At 40.6% G+C, this 19,444-nt stretch carries 19 protein-coding genes; 14 read left to right on the plus strand and 5 right to left on the minus strand.

Annotated features, from left to right (window positions below; translation table 11 throughout):
• The first annotated feature begins 1 nt into the window (after position 1).
• From accC to VGE44_RS04380, 3 genes are all read left to right on the plus strand, one after another.
• A complete protein-coding gene (accC, locus tag VGE44_RS04370; protein WP_331076532.1) occupies positions 2-1,486 on the plus strand; it encodes an acetyl-CoA carboxylase biotin carboxylase subunit in 1,485 nt (494 codons plus the stop codon).
• A gap of 17 nt (positions 1,487-1,503) precedes the next feature.
• Complete coding sequence (locus VGE44_RS04375; RefSeq protein WP_331076533.1) at positions 1,504-2,094, plus strand: riboflavin synthase; 591 nt, start codon at positions 1,504-1,506, stop codon at positions 2,092-2,094.
• A gap of 485 nt (positions 2,095-2,579) precedes the next feature.
• Positions 2,580-2,891: a hypothetical protein gene (locus VGE44_RS04380; RefSeq protein ID WP_324488191.1), complete on the plus strand. Its 312-nt coding sequence runs from the start codon at positions 2,580-2,582 to the stop codon at positions 2,889-2,891.
• Between the two features lie 113 nt (positions 2,892-3,004).
• On the opposite strand, the gene VGE44_RS04385 is transcribed toward VGE44_RS04380, so the two are convergent.
• On the minus strand, positions 3,005-4,147 hold the full coding sequence (locus VGE44_RS04385) for a tetratricopeptide repeat protein (RefSeq protein ID WP_331076534.1): 1,143 nt from the start codon (positions 4,145-4,147) through the stop codon (positions 3,005-3,007).
• Positions 4,148-4,287: 140 nt separating this feature from the next.
• Complete coding sequence (hscA, locus tag VGE44_RS04390; RefSeq protein ID WP_331076535.1) at positions 4,288-6,138, minus strand: Fe-S protein assembly chaperone HscA; 1,851 nt, start codon at positions 6,136-6,138, stop codon at positions 4,288-4,290.
• Between the two features lie 160 nt (positions 6,139-6,298).
• Here hscA and VGE44_RS04395 point away from each other — a divergent pair, with 160 nt between their 5' ends.
• A complete protein-coding gene (locus tag VGE44_RS04395; RefSeq protein ID WP_331076536.1) occupies positions 6,299-6,793 on the plus strand; it encodes a DinB family protein in 495 nt (164 codons plus the stop codon).
• Positions 6,794-6,840: 47 nt separating this feature from the next.
• Here VGE44_RS04395 and VGE44_RS04400 read toward each other — a convergent pair whose 3' ends face one another.
• Positions 6,841-8,175 (minus strand): dihydroorotase, encoded by a 1,335-nt coding sequence (locus VGE44_RS04400; protein ID WP_331076537.1) that lies wholly within the window; start codon positions 8,173-8,175, stop codon positions 6,841-6,843.
• Between the two features lie 265 nt (positions 8,176-8,440).
• Between VGE44_RS04400 and VGE44_RS04405 the strand changes: the two genes are divergently transcribed.
• The 6 genes from VGE44_RS04405 to VGE44_RS04430 all read left to right on the plus strand — a co-directional run bounded on the left by VGE44_RS04405 (position 8,441) and on the right by VGE44_RS04430 (position 12,539).
• A complete protein-coding gene (locus VGE44_RS04405; protein WP_331076538.1) occupies positions 8,441-9,817 on the plus strand; it encodes a DEAD/DEAH box helicase in 1,377 nt (458 codons plus the stop codon).
• Positions 9,814-10,077, plus strand: a complete 264-nt coding sequence (locus VGE44_RS04410) for a hypothetical protein (RefSeq protein ID WP_331076539.1) — start codon at positions 9,814-9,816, stop codon at positions 10,075-10,077. The genes VGE44_RS04405 and VGE44_RS04410 overlap by 4 nt, the downstream gene beginning before the upstream one ends.
• Before the next feature lie 168 nt (positions 10,078-10,245).
• Complete coding sequence (gene gldC, locus VGE44_RS04415) at positions 10,246-10,605, plus strand: gliding motility protein GldC (RefSeq protein ID WP_331076540.1); 360 nt, start codon at positions 10,246-10,248, stop codon at positions 10,603-10,605.
• Between the two features lie 17 nt (positions 10,606-10,622).
• The gene (locus VGE44_RS04420) at positions 10,623-11,027 is read left to right on the plus strand and encodes a hypothetical protein (RefSeq protein WP_331076541.1); all 405 of its coding nucleotides are present in this window, start codon (positions 10,623-10,625) and stop codon (positions 11,025-11,027) included.
• Positions 11,028-11,083: 56 nt separating this feature from the next.
• Positions 11,084-11,446 (plus strand): hypothetical protein, encoded by a 363-nt coding sequence (locus tag VGE44_RS04425; protein ID WP_331076542.1) that lies wholly within the window; start codon positions 11,084-11,086, stop codon positions 11,444-11,446.
• 46 nt (positions 11,447-11,492) lie between these two features.
• Entirely contained in the window at positions 11,493-12,539 is a 1,047-nt protein-coding gene (locus VGE44_RS04430) for an alkane 1-monooxygenase (protein ID WP_331076543.1), read from the plus strand.
• Between the two features lie 41 nt (positions 12,540-12,580).
• Here VGE44_RS04430 and VGE44_RS04435 read toward each other — a convergent pair whose 3' ends face one another.
• Positions 12,581-13,276, minus strand: a complete 696-nt coding sequence (locus VGE44_RS04435) for an NUDIX hydrolase (RefSeq protein WP_305366446.1) — start codon at positions 13,274-13,276, stop codon at positions 12,581-12,583.
• Between the two features lie 118 nt (positions 13,277-13,394).
• Here VGE44_RS04435 and pfkA point away from each other — a divergent pair, with 118 nt between their 5' ends.
• The 4 genes from pfkA to VGE44_RS04455 all read left to right on the plus strand — a co-directional run bounded on the left by pfkA (position 13,395) and on the right by VGE44_RS04455 (position 17,464).
• Positions 13,395-14,378 (plus strand): 6-phosphofructokinase, encoded by a 984-nt coding sequence (gene pfkA / locus VGE44_RS04440; RefSeq protein ID WP_331076544.1) that lies wholly within the window; start codon positions 13,395-13,397, stop codon positions 14,376-14,378.
• Positions 14,379-14,381: 3 nt separating this feature from the next.
• A complete protein-coding gene (locus VGE44_RS04445) occupies positions 14,382-15,230 on the plus strand; it encodes a hypothetical protein (RefSeq protein WP_331076545.1) in 849 nt (282 codons plus the stop codon).
• Positions 15,231-15,321: 91 nt separating this feature from the next.
• The gene (gene gap / locus VGE44_RS04450; RefSeq protein WP_331076546.1) at positions 15,322-16,320 is read left to right on the plus strand and encodes a type I glyceraldehyde-3-phosphate dehydrogenase; all 999 of its coding nucleotides are present in this window, start codon (positions 15,322-15,324) and stop codon (positions 16,318-16,320) included.
• A 175-nt stretch (positions 16,321-16,495) separates the two neighbouring features.
• The gene (locus tag VGE44_RS04455) at positions 16,496-17,464 is read left to right on the plus strand and encodes a Gfo/Idh/MocA family oxidoreductase (RefSeq protein WP_331076547.1); all 969 of its coding nucleotides are present in this window, start codon (positions 16,496-16,498) and stop codon (positions 17,462-17,464) included.
• A 16-nt stretch (positions 17,465-17,480) separates the two neighbouring features.
• On the opposite strand, the gene glgB is transcribed toward VGE44_RS04455, so the two are convergent.
• Positions 17,481-19,436, minus strand: coding sequence for a 1,4-alpha-glucan branching protein GlgB (gene glgB, locus VGE44_RS04460; RefSeq protein WP_331076548.1), 1,956 nt, complete (start codon positions 19,434-19,436; stop codon positions 17,481-17,483).
• Positions 19,437-19,444: the final 8 nt, after the last annotated feature.

Raw genomic sequence — 19,444 nt, forward strand, 5'->3', positions numbered from 1 at the left:
AATGGAAAAGATCCTGATAGCCAACCGGGGAGAGATAGCGCTACGCATCATGCGTTCAGCAAGAGAAATGGGCATAAAAACTGTAGCGGTATTCTCAGAAGCCGACCGCAATGCCCTGCATGTAAGATATGCCGATGAAGCTGTTTGTATTGGCCCTGCTCCCTCTTCTCAATCATATCTTTCAGGAGAAAAAATTATAGAAGCCTGTATCAGTACAGGTGCTCAGGGAATTCATCCAGGCTATGGTTTTCTTTCAGAGAATGCGGCATTTGCCAGAATGGTAAAAGAGGCCGGTTTGACACTTATCGGGCCTTCTCCTGAAGCGATGGAGATCATGGGAAATAAGTTGTCAGCAAAAGCAGCAGCGATGAAATACAATATCCCTATGGTTCCCGGGACAGAGGAGGCAGTAACAGATATTCTTATTGCTCAAAACAGAGCTCAGGAGATCGGTTTCCCTATCCTCATCAAAGCAGCAGCAGGTGGCGGTGGGAAGGGAATGAGGATTGTAGAGAAGCCGGCTGATTTTGTAGAGCAAATGGATCTGGCTGTTTCTGAGGCCACATCGGCATTTGGAGATGGATCTGTCTTTATTGAGCGCTATGTCTCCTCACCAAGGCACATTGAAATTCAGGTTCTGGGAGATAATCATGGCAATATTGTTCATTTGTTTGAGCGCGACTGTTCAGTTCAAAGAAGACATCAGAAAGTTGTTGAAGAAGCTCCATCATCCATTCTGAGCGAAGAATTAAGACAAAAAATGGGTGAAAGCGCTGTAAATGCTGCAAGATCCTGCAATTATACAGGAGCCGGAACCGTCGAATTTATTCTCGATGAGAACCTTGATTTTTTCTTCCTGGAAATGAACACCCGACTTCAGGTTGAGCACCCGGTAACTGAAATGATTACCGGCATCGACCTGGTTAAAGAGCAAATTAAAATAGCCAGAGGAGAGAAATTAAGTTTCAAACAGGAAGATCTGAAGATCAGGGGACATGCAATTGAGGTAAGAGTTTATGCCGAAGATCCAGCAAATAATTTCCTCCCTGATATTGGCAGACTTCAAACCTATATCACCCCAAAAGGCCCTGGAGTACGGGTAGATGATGGTTTTGAACAGGGCATGGAGATACCTATTTATTATGATCCGATGATTGCAAAATTGGTTACTTATGGTAAAGACCGGACTGAAGCCATAGAACGGATGATCAGAGCGATAGATGAATACCGCATCACAGGAATTCAGACTACATTGGCTTTCGGGAAGTTTGTGATGCAGCATGAAGCATTTATTTCGGGTAAGTTTGACACACATTTCGTAGGTAAGTACTTCCGTCCTGAATATCTGAGTACTGAAAATGAGGAAGAAGCAATGATTGCAGCTTTAATCGGGGCAGAGTTTATGATGCAAAAAAGCAGTAGCTTAATAAATACCGACCAAACTCCTTCAGCATCTTCCTGGCATAAAAACAGAAAATCGTACTAACTCATAAAAAATAAAAAATGTTTACGGGTATCATCGAAACAATAGGCAGGGTCTCCAATCTGAAAAGGGATCAGGATAATCTTGAGATTACCATTGAATCTGACCTTTCAAACGAATTGAAAATAGATCAGTCTGTTGCTCATAATGGAGTCTGCTTAACTGTAGTAGCACTTGGAGAGGGCACACATACCGTGACAGCCATATCAGAAACATTAAATAAGTCAAACCTCGGTAAACTTAAAGAAGGAGATTTTCTGAATCTGGAGCGCTGCATGCAGATGAATGGCCGGCTTGATGGACATATTGTTCAGGGACACGTTGACCAGACAGGTATTTGTACTGAACTAATCGAAAAAAATGGTAGCTGGGAATATACCATTAGCTATGATGCTGCAATTGGAAATATCACCGTCGAAAAGGGTTCAATCTGTGTTAACGGTATAAGCCTGACAGTTGTTAACTCAAAAGAAAATTCTTTTTCTGTAGCGATAATACCCTATACCTATGAACATACCAATATGAAAAGCCTTAAGATTGGTGATACTGTAAATCTTGAATTCGATATTATTGGAAAATATGTTGCCCGTTTAACACGTCAAAAGATATGAGATGGGAGATGTGAGATATGAGACAGAATACGTGCGTGGGGGGTCTCCTATCACATAAAATTCTGAGCATAAAGACAGATAGGCCACCCCTTAGGTTTACCTCAAATGGCAAATAATCCTTTTGCCGGGCTGACCTTCCCAATGAAAAACAGCTGGTAGTAAAATAAACCTTGCCGGAGGAGGTAGCTTCCGGCTATTGGTATTTTGAAATAAAACGCGATTTCCTGCCGGAAATACTCCGGAGGAAAGGGCTGAACCAGCCTATAACACACGGGTATTGGTTTCAAAAAACAAATTATCTTGGCTCCAAGGTATTATATGACCAATTATAATGGTAATTTTTTGCCCTTTCTTTTCCAACTCAGGTTAAAATACAATCCTCATATAGAACTCAATTACATTTATAACCAAAACTCTTAAATTTTGCAAAATTAGTGGCAGTATAATTGCTTAACCTGTATTAATATTTAAAATAAAGAAATACTATGGATAAGCTGAAAAAATTTGAGTTGATGGAGAAAATTACGAACGAGCTGGAAGATTTGAAAAATAGTCAGACTGCAATCGTCCAAAAGATCGGTAAAATCGAGATCGACAATTTTGACCTGGGAAATAAAACACTTGAGCGGATTCTTCCCGAAATGCACCAGAATGTTGCTGACAATCTTGATAAAATTGCTGAGATCTTAATAAGCTTTGAAGAAGCTAAAGATGTCTATGGCAAGAAAAATAACATTGAAGGACTGAAAGAACAGGAAGCGATCAGGGAAGCAATGGAAGGCGGAGCAAAGAACTAATAAAAAGCTTATTGGGTGATTTGTGCTGGCGATTGAGGAAACGGGGAATAGGGATTTGATGGCTATTGGGCAGGAGATTGACTCATTATGACATTTTATACCCCGAAACTGATTTATTTGCTCAATTGTAATACCCTATAATTTGAATACTCGACATAGGCCTTCTGCTCAGCAGGAGGCTTTGAGTTAATATATCTTTTATAATAGCTTAAGGCAGTTTTAGGCTGCTTCAGTTTCTGATCGTAAATCGTCGCGATTGTATAAAGAGTCAGAGGTTTATTCTCAAAAAAGAGGCTTTTCTGATAGGCTTCGAGCGACTTACTGGTCAATTGACTTTTCTCCAGCACATCCCCTATCTGCGCATAATATCCGGCGGTGTTTTGCGAAATTGATTCCTTTATTGTTTTATTGAGATAATCAACCGATTTGCTATAATTATTGAGCGCTTTATAACTCATTGCAATGAAATACAGGGTCGACTCAGTCTTCATATCATTGGCTTCCATTCCTTCCAGAATATCGATTGCCTGCTGATATTTTCCGACTGAGTAATATGCTTCTCCAAGCATTTTGACAATGTTTGGACTGCGGTCACCATCCCTGATAATGACACTGCAGATGTCAATTACTCCATTCCAGTCTTTCATAGCATAAGCCAGCTCAGCTTTACCCCGCAACAGAATCAGATTGGTCGAATCAGCTTTTATTGCATCATTAAGCACCCTGGCAGCTGATTCAAACTGCTTCATATCCTTCAAAACTTTGGAATAACTGTAGGCTATATCCCCATCGGAAGAATTAAGACTGTTAGCTTTCTGAAGGTAGGCGCTTGCGTATAGAAGACCTTCGGAAGACTCGATCATATCACTTAACTGCTTATAAACCGAAAAATTGGTGCTATCACTCGCTAAAATCAGTTTATAATACTCTTTTGCTTTTACAAAATTACCCTTGCGCTGACTGATACCCGCCATGCTGAAAAGTGAAGAAATCTCTGAGGGATCCTGTTCCAGAATTCGGAGATAATAAGTTTCTGCTTCAGATAATTTACCGGCCATCCTCAGACTGTAGCCTATTCTGGATAGAATTTTTGAATCGGAAATAGGCTCTGGATAGATTTTCCTGAGGGTTTCGGCTGCTTCATCATAGCGTTGATTCTGCAGAAGTTCGAGTATCATCAAATTATCCGCCGCTGTATTCTGGGCAGAACATTTCAGTGAAAGGAGTAAAATAGATAACAATACTATGATTCTCATAGAAAAACCTCTGAAATGGTTCAATTATTCAATAGAGTTGATAGAACAAAGAATCAGGAGCCAAGATTCAGGACATAAATACTAATTTCAAATCAGCAGTACTTCTTCAGACTTCAGACATCAGAAGTCAGACAACATTCCTACTCTATCGCCTTCCCCTTCATTGCAGAAGAAATTGCTGTGTTCATCAGTCTCTCAGCAAATGGCCGGGTAAATTCATTTAGCTCATCAATACTTTTGTGGATCAGATCTTTGTCGCCTGAGCCTAAAGCAGACTTTAGATTCCCAATTAATTTTTGAGTATCAATTGCTTCCTGTGCAGAAACCTGTTCGCTGTTCTTCTCCAAAAAGCGTTCTACAGTATAGACCATCTGTTCCCCCTCTGTACGGGCTTCTATCAGCATTCTCCTGCTTACATCATCTTTAGCGTTTTCAATACTATCGATCAGCATTTTTTCTACCTGTTCGTCAGTAAGGCCATAGGTTGGTTTCACTTCAACTTCCTGTTTTACTCCTGAGCGCAATTCAATTGCCTCAACAGTTAGAATTCCATCGGCATTCAACCTGAAATTAATATCCACCTTTGGAAAACCTGCAGGCATTGCCGGGATTCCTTTCAAATCAAATTCGGCCAGCTTCCGGTTCTCGGACACAAGGTCACGCTCACCCTGAAAAACAGAGATTTTCATATTGATCTGCCCGTCAATGGAGGTAGTATATTGTCGTCCTGCCTTGGCGGGTACTTTGGCGTTCCTGGGGATGATCACGTCCATAAGTCCACCCATGGTTTCAATCCCCAGTGAAAGTGGCGTAACATCCAGCAATAAAATATCTTTTCTGTTCCCTGCAAGGATATCCGACTGAATTGCAGCACCTAATGCTACCACCTCATCCGGATTGATCTGATCATGAACTTCCTTCTCAAAGAATGCAGCAACCATCTTTTTAACCAATGGTGTCCTGGTTGAACCACCGACCATCACCACTTCCTGAATATCATCTGTCTTCAGACCTGCATCTTTCAAAGCATTTTTACAACAACTTATCGTTTGCTCAACACGGGAAAGAATTAGTTCTTCAAATTTCTGTTTAGTGATTGCACAAGGAATGTCATCCACAAAACCATTAAAGATATTCTGTGTAGTCAGTGCCTTTTTTGCCTCTTCAGCTTTCAAACGCAGCGCCTGATTTAATGATGAACCCTTTGCCCTGTCTCCTAACTGATTCTGTTCGATCCAGTAATCCACAATTGCCCTGTCGAAATCATCTCCGCCCAAAAAGGTATCCCCGTTGGTTGAAAGGACCTCAAAAATTCCGTTCTGTATTTTCAGAATAGAAACATCGAAGGTTCCGCCTCCCAGATCATAGACTGCGATGATCTTTTCTTCTTCAGGATCAAGGCCGATACCATAGGCCAGACTTGCAGCAGTAGGTTCATTAACGATACGTAAAACGTCAAGTCCTGCAAGTTTACCGGCATCGCGTGTCGCCTGACGCTGGCTATCATTAAAATAAGCCGGCACGGTGATCACAGCACGGTTAACCGAGGTTTTCAAGGCATGCTCAGCTCTTTCCTTCAGTTCTTTCAAAATCATCCCCGAAAGCTCAATCGGGGTAAAATATTTATCTCCTGCCTTAATCTTTACCAGACTTTCACTATCGTCGTCAATAATTTTGTAGGAAAATAAATTGCTATGCTCCTGAATATCTTTAAATGATCGACCTAAGAGTCGTTTTACAGAAAAGATAGTGTTCTGAGGATCAGATATTAAAAACTCTTTAGCTTCATTTCCTACAATAAGTCCACCGTCCGACTGGAAATGAACTACTGAAGGTACAAGTACACCCTTACCGGTATCATTTATCACTTGTGGATGGCCCTCAGGATTAATAAAGGCGACCAGGCTGTTTGTTGTGCCCAGGTCTATCCCAACAATTATATCTTCCTTCTGTACAGAACCGGTTGCAATATTAATAGAAACTTTAGCCATAATTGCTTATCAACAAGGCGCAAAGGTATGCAGTTTACCCACAATAAGGAACTATTCCCTTCAATTTGAGATTTTATTACAATCTGATTAGTTTTTAAGAATGCATGGGGCAATTTTCTATCTAAATAATCGTATTTTTAAATTAACCTAAAGCCGGAATATGAAAACACTTCTTTTAAATTACCTGCAATACAATCATTGGGCAAATGAGAAAATGTGTAATTATCTGTCAGGCGTTGATGAAGATGAGATCGTTGCAAATAAAAAAGCTGAATATCAGACCATCAAAAAAGTAATACTACATATTGCAGATGCCGAGCAAACCTGGCTAGCCCGCCTGAATGGAAAGAATATTCCTCATATGCATAATCTGGATGCTACAAGTGGCTTTACTGATATTTGCAAAACGATCAGAAACAATTCAACAGATTTTATCGATTTTATATCCGGGAAAGAAGATCAATTCTTCCTGTCCGGTACTGAATATATCAATTTGAAGGGAAAGACTTTCAGCCAGAATAATGCTGAAATCATCCTTCACTGCATGAATCACTCAACTTTTCACCGTGGGCAAGTGATATGTATGCTCAGGCATGTGGGATATACCGACCAGTCGGCAAGTGATTTCATAATGTTTTTGAGAGAAAAAGGCTGACAGGGTTTAGAAAGGCTGACAGGGTTTAGAACCCTGTCAGCCTTAAACTATCTGTTAAACACCAACCTCTTCCCAAATATCCCATCTGTAATTTTACCATTTTCATATACCAGGTTTCCTGATACGATTGTACTTACTACAGAAGATGCAAATGTTTGTCCCTCAAACGGGCTCCAGCCACATTTAGAAAGCACATTGGCTCTGTTAACTGTTGATCGTTTATTGAGATCGACCAATACAAGATCAGCCCAATAGCCTTCACGAACGAATCCGCGATTCTCAACCTGAAAACAGATCGCCGGACTATGAGCCATCTTTTCAACGATCTTCTCAAGAGATATTTTGCCCTGTTTATAAAATTCCAGCATGGCAATCAGTGCGTGCTGCACCAATGGTCCGCCGGACGGTGCCTTTGAATAAGGCTGTGATTTTTCTTCGATCGTATGCGGTGCATGATCTGTGGCAATAACATCAATCCGATCATCCAATACCGCTTTAAATATCTCATCCCGGTCTGCAGCAGTTTTAATAGCGGGATTCCATTTGATCCAGTTTCCTTTTTTAGCATAATCAGCATCCGAAAACCATAAATGATGGATGCAGGCTTCAGAGGTAATCCTCTTCTTTTCGAGAGGGATAGAATTATCAAAAAGAGAAGTCTCTATTGCGGTAGAAATGTGCAGAATATGCAAACGGGTATTATACTTTTTTGCAAGTCCTACGGCTAAAGAGCTTGAAATAAAACAGGCTTCAGCATTTCGGATCAGAGGATGCATTTCGGGTGTTAAATTATCCCCATACTGAAGTTTGAATCGCTCTGCATTTGCCCTAATGGTAGCCTCATTCTCACAATGAGTAGCAACCAGCATAGGTGTCCGGCTAAAGATCCCATCCAGGGTCTTTTCATTATCCACAAGCATATTACCTGTAGAAGAGCCCATAAATACCTTGATGCCACAGACATTTTTCGGATCTGTTTTTAGTACTTGTTCAAGGTTATCATTCCCGGCTCCCATGAAGAAAGAATAATTTGCGGCAGAAGTCCTTCCTGCGATCTGATATTTATCTTCAAGCAATTGCTGTGTAAGGGTATTGGGCACTGTATTAGGCATTTCCATGAAGGAGGTAATCCCACCTGCTATTGCCGCCCTGCTCTCTGTAAAAATATCTGCTTTATGGGTTAATCCGGGTTCCCTGAAATGAACCTGATCATCAATGCATCCCGGAAAAAGGTGCAGCCCCTCGGCATTGATAACCTTATCAGCAGCCATATTGAGGCTTGACCCGACTTGTTCAATGAGTCCGTTTTTAATGAAAACATCCCCTATAAATGTCCGGCCTTCATTTACAATTGTCGCAGATTTGATGATTATTGAGGACATTCTTTGAGTTTTAGATTAATATTTGAATGCAAATTTCGGTATAATTTTCTTTAGTTCTTGGTCAGCATAAGTGTAAATAAATTTCGCCTACCAGAATCGATAAAATAATGGAGTCAAGAAAAAGGTATAAGGATTAAGGAGAGTGAACCACTGATCTGGAATTGGCTGATTTTTCAGACAACAGGCAACCTGATAGCAATCGGGTGATAACAGACAACTGACCTCTTAAGTCCTAATCTAAATTCCAAATCCCTACCTTTGCACGATGTCACTATCCTTCGAAGATTTTAAGCTGAACAGGCAGATCCTGAATGCTGTTGCTGATGCAGGTTATACCCTACCTACTCCAATACAGGAAAAAGCGATCATGCCGATCTTATCCGGACAGGATATTATGGGGATTGCGCAAACCGGAACCGGTAAAACCGCCGCTTTTGTGCTGCCCATTCTGATGAAGCTGAAATATGCTCAGGGAAATGATCCAAGGGCATTAATCATCGCCCCTACCCGTGAACTGGCAATGCAGATCGAAGAAAATGTAAAAACCTTTGCTAAATATACTGATCTTCGGACTGTTGTGCTTTATGGAGGATTAGGTCCAAAAACCCAGATCGCTGAATTAAAAAAAGGGGTAGATATCATCATATCAACGCCGGGCCGCTTTCTTGATTTATATCTTGAAGGAAATATCAACACTCAAAATCTGAAATTTCTGGTGATGGATGAGGCCGATAAAATGATGGACATGGGCTTTATCGGTTCAATTCACCGCATTCTGGAAGTGGTGCCAAGAAAACGTCAGAACCTACTGTTTTCGGCTACTATGAGTGAACTGGTGCATAAGATATCGGGTGATTTCCTGAAACATCCCACTGTGATCGAGGTGGCAGAGCAGGCTACTCCTGCAGCAACAGTAAGTCAGGTATTGTATAAAGTTCCGAATCTGAAAACCAAGCTAAACCTGTTGCAGCATTTGCTCAGGGATACAGAGGATTTTACCCGTCTGATTGTTTTCTGTAAAACAAAAACCGTAGCTGATAATATTTTTCATTTCCTTGAACGGCGATATGGTGCTGATCAGGTAAGGGTTATTCATGCCAATAAGGGACAAAACACCCGGATTAATTCGATCAATGCCTTTAAGGAAGGGGAAATACGGATTCTGGTTGCAACAGATGTGGCTTCCCGCGGACTGGACGTAAGCAATGTAAGCCATGTGATCAATTTTGATGTGCCGATTATCATTGAAGATTATGTTCACCGTATCGGACGAACCGGCCGGGCTCTTCAAACAGGAGATGCGATCACTTTTTGCAGCCCTTCTGAGGAATATTACGTTGAAAAGATTGAAAAACTGATCCGTCAGACCATTCCAATATCCGAAATGCCTGAAAATGTATTCATCGATGATACTCCTTATGAGGAACGTCAGAATATCGCGCGGGAAATTGATCTGCAAAAACGTAGAGAAGATCCCGAATTCAAAGGAGCGTTCCATGAGAAAAAAGCTAAGAATTCGAAATCGGTAAAATCAGCCAAGGGAGAACCTAAGGCCAAGGCTAGAAATAATAAACCCGGTGCTGCCAGAAGAAAGAAAAGTGTCAAATTTGACTCTGTTCATAAAAAAGACCGAAAAAAATGAAGCTGCGTTTAACTCCGCTTAACATCGTCACTTCCCTCTTAATTGTAAGCACTATCTTCCTTCCACTTTCCCCGGATGGAAACTTATTTCGTAAAATAGGGGGGATTCCATTTATCATTCTGGTTATTCTCAGTTTTATCACAGATCAGGTATTCCGTAGATTTATACCAGAGCTAAAACGCATTTGGTTAATTGAACTTCTATTTCTCATCTTTGTGGCTGTTTTGATAATTCTGATTAAATTGTATATTTTCAGTTGAGGCACGATAGCTATCGGGTTGACAGTTGAGACCCGATAGCTATCGGGTTGAGAATGAAAAGACAAGCCATTAAAACCTAAAATACAGAGAAATAGAATCCCATAAATAACACCATACACAGGCTCAACTAGAACTTATTACTTACAACTTAAAACCTACAACTCGATAATGAAAAAAGCCGAAATAAAACTTACCATAGAACTAGACGATCAAAACGTACCTGAAAATATCCTTTGGGAATCAACCGACTCTCAGAACAAGGAAGCATTGCCTGTTAAATCAATGATGCTGGCTTTATGGGACCATAATTATAAGAACTCCCTGCGCATAGACCTTTGGACCAAGGATATGCCAGTTGATGAAATGAAACGTTTTTTTTATGAGACACTTCAGACTATGGGCGACAGTTTTTTAAGGGCAACTGGTGAAGAAGCAATTGTAGAAGATCTTCGTGATTACTGTGCTCATTTTGCTGAAAAAATGGAGCTGACAGAAGGCAATAACCCTCAATCAGATCTAAAAGGTTAATTCTAAATGCCATGACCTTGAAAAACTACATCGGAATCATTGGTGCTCTTCTGGTTATTGCCGGGGGAATGATGCCCATGCTGCATATACCAATTATCGGCAACTGGAATTACTGGGATCTTGATACGGTATTGGCTTCGATTGTCTATTCGCTCGCCATTCTATCACTGATAGCTGCTGCAAGCAATAAAACAGGTTTGCTGCGTTTTTGCGGATGGACTTTACTCCTTGTTCTGGCCTTTACATTCGGGGCAGTTTATTTTAAAGTAAGCAATTATTTTAATTTCATTCCATTGAAAAAGCTGGCGGCTGTTGCCGGCAGAATGATCCATTACAGATGGATTGGCTGGGCATTAATAGCCTTCGGAGCTCTTTTAATCATACTTTTTTCTGGAAAGAATAAAAAAACTCAAATTCATTGATAATTAGTAAATTAGGTATAGAAATTAAATCAAATTCTTAACCTAAACCTAAAAAAATGAATCAAATTCTTTCCCACGGTCTATTAAGAGTAATTTTTGCAATCCCGTTTGCAGTATTTGGCGTGATGCATCTTATGTCTGCCGACAAGATGCAGGGAATGGTCCCTTCCTATGTTCCGGGCGGGGTAATCTGGGTGTACATCACTGGTGTTTTATTAATACTGGGCGCTGCTGGTTTCATAATCAATAAATCGGTGCAACTTGCAGGCTACTTATTGGGTGGATTAATGCTGATATTTATACTAACTATACATCTGCCGGTGGTTATGGGTGGTGATCAGAATGGGATGGGAAGCTTATTGAAGGATCTTGCCCTGATGGCTGGAGCACTTTATATAGGAAGTTCTTCATCTAAATAAAAGCAGGAATTTATTTGATATTCGCTGCCAAACCCTAAGATCAAAAATGCATACTGAAGTTAAGAGAACTGGCAGATCATTCCGAAACTGGAAGTACTTTTTAAATCTGACTCCGGTAATACTGGTCATATTTGGAAACCTTTCGGGTGGCTGGTTTACGCTTTTGAATTTTACATTCTCTTTTATTTTACTTGGAATTGCTGAGATATTGCTTCCGGAAGACCATACAAACGATGATTGGATAGAGGATGAGTTACCGGATATCCTAATGATTTTATCGATTACCGGACAAATTTTAGCAATTTCAAGTCTCATTTATGGTATTTCAACAGGCATTATTCACGACCAATGGATAATCACTGCGGCACTCTCAACAGGTGGATCTTCTGGAACTCTGGCCATCGTTGTTGCTCATGAATTGATTCACAGAAAGAACAGGATCTGGAATTTTGCTGGTCGTTTTCTTTTATTTACAGTTTTCAACCCCTATTTTTATATACATCACCTTCGTATTCACCATAAATATGTCGGTACAGATCAGGATCCGGTAACTGCAAAATTCGGCGAAAACTATTATCATTTTGTTTTACGCTCCATTGGCGGACAGTTAAAACAATCCATGAAAATGGAAAAACAGCGTTGTGTGGCTAAAAAACTGGCTCCATACGGATTAAACAATTATATGATTAGTTGTATATCCGGATACCTCGGAATCATTTTGCTTTGCACGATCTTTTGGGCTTGGGAAGTATCAGTTGCAGTACTTCTCCAGGCCATTTTTGCAAACCTTTTACTTGAGTATACAAACTATATTGAACATTATGGTTTGAGCAGGATGGACAATGAGCGTGTGAATGAAAAACACTCCTGGCAGAGTGATAAACTGATCAGCCGTTTCCTACTGATAGACCTTAGCAGGCATTCAGATCATCACTTTCATGCTGCAAAGCCATTTAATCAATTACTGTCGTATCCTGAAAGTCCGGTTCTCCCGGGAGGTTATGCAAGTATGATGTTACCTGCACTGATTCCACCATTATGGTTTAAGCTTGTAGATAAAAGAATTCCTGAAGGTTTTCACCAAACAACATAAATAATTCCACATCTCCTGCCATTGCGGACCCCGATCCGCAATCACTTCCCAAACGTAATTTCCTTCTGGAACAGTTTGGCATATTTTCGCTTATCAAACTTATAGAGTTTAGCTGCTCTGTATGATACACCCTTCTGCTTCTCGTCCAGTTCTTTTAGAATCCCGTAATTGAGCATCTTTTTTCTGAAATTCCGCTTATCCAGCTTCTTGTTTAGAATGACTTCATAAAGATGCTGAAGCTGGGTCAGGGTAAATTTTTCCGGAAGCAACTCGAATGCAATGGGCTGATAACTAATTTTGTGTCTGATCTTTTCAAAACCTTTGGAAAAGATCTTCTCATGATCAAAAGCCAGCTTTGGCAAATCATTTACCGGAATCCAGACAGCTTTGGATGCATAATTGCTGACGGGCTTAAGATCCTTACTCCCACTTAATCTGATCATTGCATAATAGGCAACAGTAATTACCCTTCCCTGAGGATGCCTGTTTACATCCCCGAAAGTATAAAACTGATCCATATAAATTCCTCTAAGCCCGGTTAGCTCATAAAGAATACGTTCAGCTGCATGATCAATACTTTCATCCTGCTCAACAATATATCCGGGCAATGCCCACCAGTTTTTGAATGGTTCTTCATTTCGTTCAATCAGAAGAATCTTCAATTCTCCTTCATCGAAACCAAATATTACACAGTCAATAGAAAATACCGAATCGAACTTAGGCAGGATTGTTCCCAAAATGTAAAATTTAAAAACTAAATATATAAGGATTAGTCATAAAGAGTGAAAAAATATTCAAAAATTACTTAGTGTAAAAAATACACACTATATTCGTGCATATTATTCATAATCAGATTTGTCAGGAATAAGAAAAATAGGCGTTTTTACTTCTGGAGGTGACGCACCCGGAATGAATGCATGTATCAGGGCAGTTGTTCGTACAGCAGTATTCATGGGCATTGAAGTAGTAGGTATTCGGAAGGGATACCAGGGAATGCTGGATAGTGATTTTTGGGACATGGACGCACGTTCTGTTGGAAACATCATTCATCTAGGAGGTACAATTCTAAAAACTGCCCGCTGTCTGGAATTCAAGACAGATGAAGGAACGGAAAAGGCATACAATAATCTGAAAGCAAAAGGAATCGATGCATTGGTTGCAATAGGAGGTGATGGTACAGCCAGAGGTGCAGAGCGTCTTTCTTCGCGATTCGATATTCCGACCATGTGTATTCCAGGAACAATTGACAATGATCTTTATGGCTCCGATTTCACACTTGGATTCGATACTGCTACCAATACGGTTATTGAAGCGATTGACAAAATCAGAGACACTGCAGCATCGCATAACCGATTGTTTTTTGTAGAGGTAATGGGACGCGATTCCGGGTGCATTGCTTTACGCTCGGGAATTGCGGGGGGAGCTGAGGCTGTTCTTTTACCAGAACGTGAGACTGCTATTGATGAACTCATCGAAAAGCTATCGCTTGATGCCAGAAACAAAAAAACATCCAGTATTGTGATAGTAGCCGAAGGTGATAAAAGTGGTGGAGCCTATCATTTAGCTAAACGTGTTACAGAAAAATTTGATTTTTACGACGTCAAAGTCACTATATTAGGGCACTTGCAACGTGGAGGCAGTCCGAGCAGTTTTGACCGGGTTCTGGCCAGTCGCCTGGGCTTTGCAGCAGTCAAAGGATTGATCGCTGGAAATAGCCGGCAAATGGTAGGACTCCGGGGAAATTCAGTTGTGATGACACCCCTCGAGGAAGCATTAAATTTTACTCATTTTAAACTTGAGGACGATTTAATGGAAATGGTGAGTGTATTATCTATTTAATATATGATTGCAGTAGTTTATAGTGGATCAAGGCATGCCGATTGGAAGCTAGCTGAAAAAGGGAAAACAATTTCAGAATTCAGAACCCCTGGAATCAATCCGTTTTTTAATGATGAAAACTATATTACGCAATTCCTCAATAAGAATATCCACTTAATAAATAATGCCGAAAAAATTAAATGGGTATATTTTTTCGGGGCAGGAGCATCATCAAATGAGCGCAGGGAAATTGTAGCGAACGCCCTTGGCCGTTTCTTCAGATTCAGTAAGGTTATTGTAGACCATGACCTCAAAGCAGCTGCACTTGCGGCAAGCGGGGATGAACCTGGGATATTGGGCATTATGGGAAGTGGGTCAAATGCGGCTTATTTTGATGGTAAAAAAATAATAGAGAATAATTACGGACTGGGCTATATTCTGGGTGATGAAGGGTCGTCAAACTGGCTGGGACGCAGATTGCTGAAATCATATCTGAATGATCTTCTTCCTGACGAATTCGAATTTAAATTCAAAAAGAAATATGACCTCGACAGGACTCAGATACTCGACAAAGTATACAGACAAGCTCAGCCTTCTTTGTTTTTAAGTTCATTTGCCGATTTTCTTATGGAAAATAAAGAGGACAGCTTTGTAAAAAACATGGTAACTGATGGTTTTGATATTTATTTTAAAACTTATATCATCCCTCTTAAAGAACAATATCCGAATGTCCCATTACACATGATTGGAACAGTAGCAGCGGGATTCCAGGAATATCTTCATCAGGCTGCACAAAGCAATAACTTAAAAGTAAGCTCCGTTATTAAAGAGCCTATATATAACTTGTTAAAATATTATTCAAACAAAAATTAATAATGAATCATTAAGTGATTTGCATTAAAGCACTTATAAGACCTGTTTCATTCAGGGGATTCTAAGACAATAAAAACAAAAAAGTAAACAGATGAAAATTGGAATCAACGGATTTGGCCGAATAGGCCGTTTGGCTTTCAGAGCTGCAATTGAACGTGAAGGTATTGAAGTGGTTGGCATCAACGACCTTGTAGAGCCTGATTATATGGCATATATGCTTAAGTATGATTCAACTCATGGTAAGTTTAAAGGAACAATTGAAGTTGAAGGTGGCCACCTGGTAGTAAATGGAAAAACTATCCGGGTTACTGCGGAAAAAGATCCTTCAAACCTGAAATGGGGTGAAGTTGGAGCCGAAGTCATTATTGAGTCAACAGGTTTATTTCTAACTCAGGCAGACGCACAAAAACATATTCAGGCCGGTGCAAAGAAAGTTGTTCTTTCCGCTCCGGCGAAGGATGACACTCCAACATTTGTAATGGGTGTAAATCACAAAGACCTGAAAGCAGATCAAACAATTGTGTCTAATGCTTCATGTACCACCAATTGCCTGGCCCCTCTTGCAAAGGTGCTGAATGATGAGTTCGGGATTCTGGAAGGATTAATGACTACTGTACACGCCGCAACTGCTACTCAGAAAACTGTTGATGGACCATCAGCAAAGGACTGGAGAGGCGGAAGAGGTGCATACCAGAATATAATTCCATCTTCAACAGGTGCAGCCAAAGCTGTGACTCTGGTCATTCCTGAATTAAAGGGAAAATTAACGGGTATGTCATTCCGTGTTCCAGTTGCTGACGTTTCAGTGGTAGATCTGACTGTCCGTTTGAACAAACCAGCGTCCTACGATCAGATCAAAAAGGCAATGAAAACAGCATCTGAAGGTGAGCTTAAAGGAATTTTAGGATATACTGAAGAGGATGTTGTTTCAACTGATTTCCTTGGCGATGCGCGTACCTCAATATTTGACGCAAAAGCAGGTATTGCCCTCAACGATAACTTCGTAAAAGTTGTGGCATGGTATGATAATGAATGGGGTTATTCCAACAAACTAATTGACCTTGTTCAGCATATCGCTAATGTGAAATAATATTCTAATAGCTTTCTATACTAACCTGGACCCTGCTTTATGTTTAAAGCAGGGTTTTTTGTTTTGACTAATACCGCTTACTAATTGATATTAACCGTATACAGATTTTTCGATTATAAATAATTATTTTCGCAACGCTGACAGGGTTTTAAACCCTGTCAGCGTTAGGGAAATAATGGATAAAATAGTTTGGGGTATAATCGGTTGCGGTAATGTTACTGAAGTCAAAAGCGGACCGGCTTTTAACAAAGTTGCAAACTCATCATTGGCGGCAGTTATGCGCCGCGATAAAACACTGGCACAAGATTATGCGCAAAGGCATCATGTAAAAAAATGGTACTCAAACGCTAATGCACTGATCAATGACCGGGATGTTAATGCCATTTACATTGCTACCCCTCCCAATTCTCACGAGCAATATACCATCGCTGCATTTAAGGCAGGTAAACCGGTTTACGTCGAAAAACCTATGGCCCTGAATTCTTCTGAAGCACGGAGAATGCTGGAAGCATCAGAAAAATATTCATGTAAGCTCAGTGTTGCACATTATCGCAGAGCTCAACCCAGGTTTTTAGAAATCCGTAACCTGATCCGAAATAATACTCTGGGTGAAATTCTATCTGCAGAAATCAGATTATCCCAGGCACCTACTCCAGGTGTAGCAGATACATGGAGGGTAAATCCTTCAATCTCAGGGGGCGGACTATTTCATGATCTTGCTCCACACCAGTTGGATTTGATGCTTTATTTTTTTGGGGAGCCAAAATCGGTAAAAGGAAGTTCATCTAACCGGGGGAAGAATTACCAGGCAGATGATTATGTGACTGCGGATATTATTTTTGGAGATAATGTGCCTTTCAAAGGGACCTGGGATTACACTATCACACCCGATAAAGAACTTGATCTCTGTGAAATTAAAGGAACGAAGGGAACCCTTCGTTTTCCGATCTTTACTGATGGATGTCAACTGACGCTGGAAGGTCTAACCAAAGACCTCCATTTTCCTCCAATTCCGCATGTACAACAACCTATGATTGAACAGGTTGTAAATTATTTCCTCAATAAAGGCCCTAATCCATGTTCAGCTTCGGAGGCACTAATTGTAATGGAGATGATGGATCGGGTGTGCGGAAAACTCAAATAAGGGCCTTCCCCTAAGATCAATTAACCTTTTTCAGCACCAAACCCGCAAGAGGTGGAAGGTTCATTAGGCCTGATTGTACTTTTCCGTGCCAGAATATCTCTTCAGAAATAACATTTTGATCCAGAAATAAACCAGATCCATAAAAATGCGAATCATCTGAATTCAGTATTACCTTCCACTTGCCCTCTGCTGGAAGTCCTATACGCCAGGTCTTCCTTGGCACCGGTGTCATGTTCAAAACAATCAGAAGATCATCAGAAGGATTATTTCCCTTTCTGGTATACACAAGTACTGAATTTTCGGCATCCCCACCTTCAATCCATTCAAACCCCCCAGACTCAAAGCTCTTTTCATACAAAGCAGGTTCTGATCGGTATAACTTATTCAATACCGTAACTGTCTCTTTGATGCCCTGGTGCGGTGCATATTCGAGCAAATGCCAGTCGAGGGACTGATTAAAATTCCATTCCGCAGATTGGGCAAACTCACAACCCATAAAAAGGCATTTTGTGCCCGGGTGAGTAAACATATACAGATATAATAACCTCAGGTTGGCGAACTTCTGCCATTCATCGCCAGGCATTCTGTCAAGTAATGAGCCCTTGCCATGAACTACTTCATCATGTGAAAATGGGAGCATGAAATTCTCCGTAAATGCATAAACAGTACTAAAAGTTATTCCCTGATGATTGTATTTCCTGTGGACAGGGTCCTTCCCAAAATAGTTGAGCGTATCATGCATCCAGCCCATCATCCATTTCATCCCAAAACCCAATCCACCCATAAAAGTAGGCCTGCTTACACCACTAAATGCAGTGGATTCTTCAGCAATGGTTTGAACATCCGGAAAATTAGAATAAACCGCCTCATTGAATTCCCTGATAAAACTTATTGCTTCCAGATTCTCTCGTCCACCTTCATCATTAGGTATCCATTCACCATCCTTTCTCGAATAATCGAGATATAACATTGATGCTACAGCATCTACTCGCAAACCATCGGCATGATAACGGTCAAGCCAAAATATAGCATTGCTGATCAGAAATGACTTCACTTCATTTCTTCCATAGTTGAATATATAGGATTTCCAGTCGGGATGAAAACCCTTCCTCATATCTTCATGCTCATATAAATGAGTTCCATCGAAACGATAAAGGCCATGTTCATCACCGGGAAAATGAGAAGGTACCCAATCGAGAATCACTCCTATTCCGGCTTGGTGCAATTGTTCAATAAGGTACATCAAATCCTGCGGAGTTCCATATCTGGAAGTGGCAGCAAAATATCCGGTAATCTGGTAACCCCATGAAGGATAGAATGGATGTTCCATTAATGGAAGAAATTCTACATGGGTGAACCCTGTTTCTAAAAGGTATGGAATAAGCTTCTCTGCCATTTGGCGATAGCTTAAAAACTCATCAGGCGACTCAGGACTACGTGCCCAGGATCCAAAATGCATTTCATAAACCGACATGGGTTTATTCAGGGCATTTATATCATACCTTGATCTCATCCATGGGCCATCCTTCCACTCGTACCAGGTATCCCAAACGATAGAGGCTGTAGATGGCGGCTCCTCCCATCTTAATGCAAAGGGATCAGCTTTTTCAAGACTCTCTCCTGAATTTGACTGAATATAATATTTATAAACTTCCCCGGTTCCAATCCCTGGAATAAAAGTTTCCCATATACCGGATTCATCCCATCTGACCTGCATGGGATGAGAGGCCTTATTCCATCCGTTAAAATTACCCTCTACGAAAACCTGGTGGGCATTTGGAACCCATACTGCAAAATATGTCCCATTAACTCTTCCATGTTCAACAACATGAGAACCTAATTTCTCATATAACCTGTAATGTTTACCCGATCTGAAAAGACTGATATCAAAATCCGAAAAACGGGAATACCATGACTCTGTTGATACAGATTCGTTCTTTACAGCCTGAATGGCATTAACTTTTTTTGCCATAATTAGGG

The organism is Daejeonella sp., from assembly GCF_036405355.1.
Classification (GTDB): domain Bacteria; phylum Bacteroidota; class Bacteroidia; order Sphingobacteriales; family Sphingobacteriaceae; genus Daejeonella.

Excerpts from the sequence above, each read along its gene's own strand:
- VGE44_RS04445 (WP_331076545.1), top strand. The coding sequence starts at position 14,382 with ATGATTGCAGTAGTTTATAGTGGATCAAGGCATGCCGATTGGAAGCTA.
- accC (WP_331076532.1), top strand. The coding sequence starts at position 2 with ATGGAAAAGATCCTGATAGCCAACCGGGGAGAGATAGCGCTACGCATC.
- VGE44_RS04425 (WP_331076542.1), top strand. The coding sequence starts at position 11,084 with ATGAATCAAATTCTTTCCCACGGTCTATTAAGAGTAATTTTTGCAATC.
- VGE44_RS04375 (WP_331076533.1), top strand. The coding sequence starts at position 1,504 with ATGTTTACGGGTATCATCGAAACAATAGGCAGGGTCTCCAATCTGAAA.
- gap (WP_331076546.1), top strand. The coding sequence starts at position 15,322 with ATGAAAATTGGAATCAACGGATTTGGCCGAATAGGCCGTTTGGCTTTC.
- VGE44_RS04405 (WP_331076538.1), top strand. The coding sequence starts at position 8,441 with ATGTCACTATCCTTCGAAGATTTTAAGCTGAACAGGCAGATCCTGAAT.
- VGE44_RS04385 (WP_331076534.1), bottom strand. The coding sequence starts at position 4,147 with ATGAGAATCATAGTATTGTTATCTATTTTACTCCTTTCACTGAAATGT.
- VGE44_RS04410 (WP_331076539.1), top strand. The coding sequence starts at position 9,814 with ATGAAGCTGCGTTTAACTCCGCTTAACATCGTCACTTCCCTCTTAATT.
- VGE44_RS04400 (WP_331076537.1), bottom strand. The coding sequence starts at position 8,175 with ATGTCCTCAATAATCATCAAATCTGCGACAATTGTAAATGAAGGCCGG.
- VGE44_RS04380 (WP_324488191.1), top strand. The coding sequence starts at position 2,580 with ATGGATAAGCTGAAAAAATTTGAGTTGATGGAGAAAATTACGAACGAG.
- hscA (WP_331076535.1), bottom strand. The coding sequence starts at position 6,138 with ATGGCTAAAGTTTCTATTAATATTGCAACCGGTTCTGTACAGAAGGAA.
- glgB (WP_331076548.1), bottom strand. The coding sequence starts at position 19,436 with ATGGCAAAAAAAGTTAATGCCATTCAGGCTGTAAAGAACGAATCTGTA.
- gldC (WP_331076540.1), top strand. The coding sequence starts at position 10,246 with ATGAAAAAAGCCGAAATAAAACTTACCATAGAACTAGACGATCAAAAC.
- VGE44_RS04395 (WP_331076536.1), top strand. The coding sequence starts at position 6,299 with ATGAAAACACTTCTTTTAAATTACCTGCAATACAATCATTGGGCAAAT.
- VGE44_RS04430 (WP_331076543.1), top strand. The coding sequence starts at position 11,493 with ATGCATACTGAAGTTAAGAGAACTGGCAGATCATTCCGAAACTGGAAG.
- VGE44_RS04455 (WP_331076547.1), top strand. The coding sequence starts at position 16,496 with ATGGATAAAATAGTTTGGGGTATAATCGGTTGCGGTAATGTTACTGAA.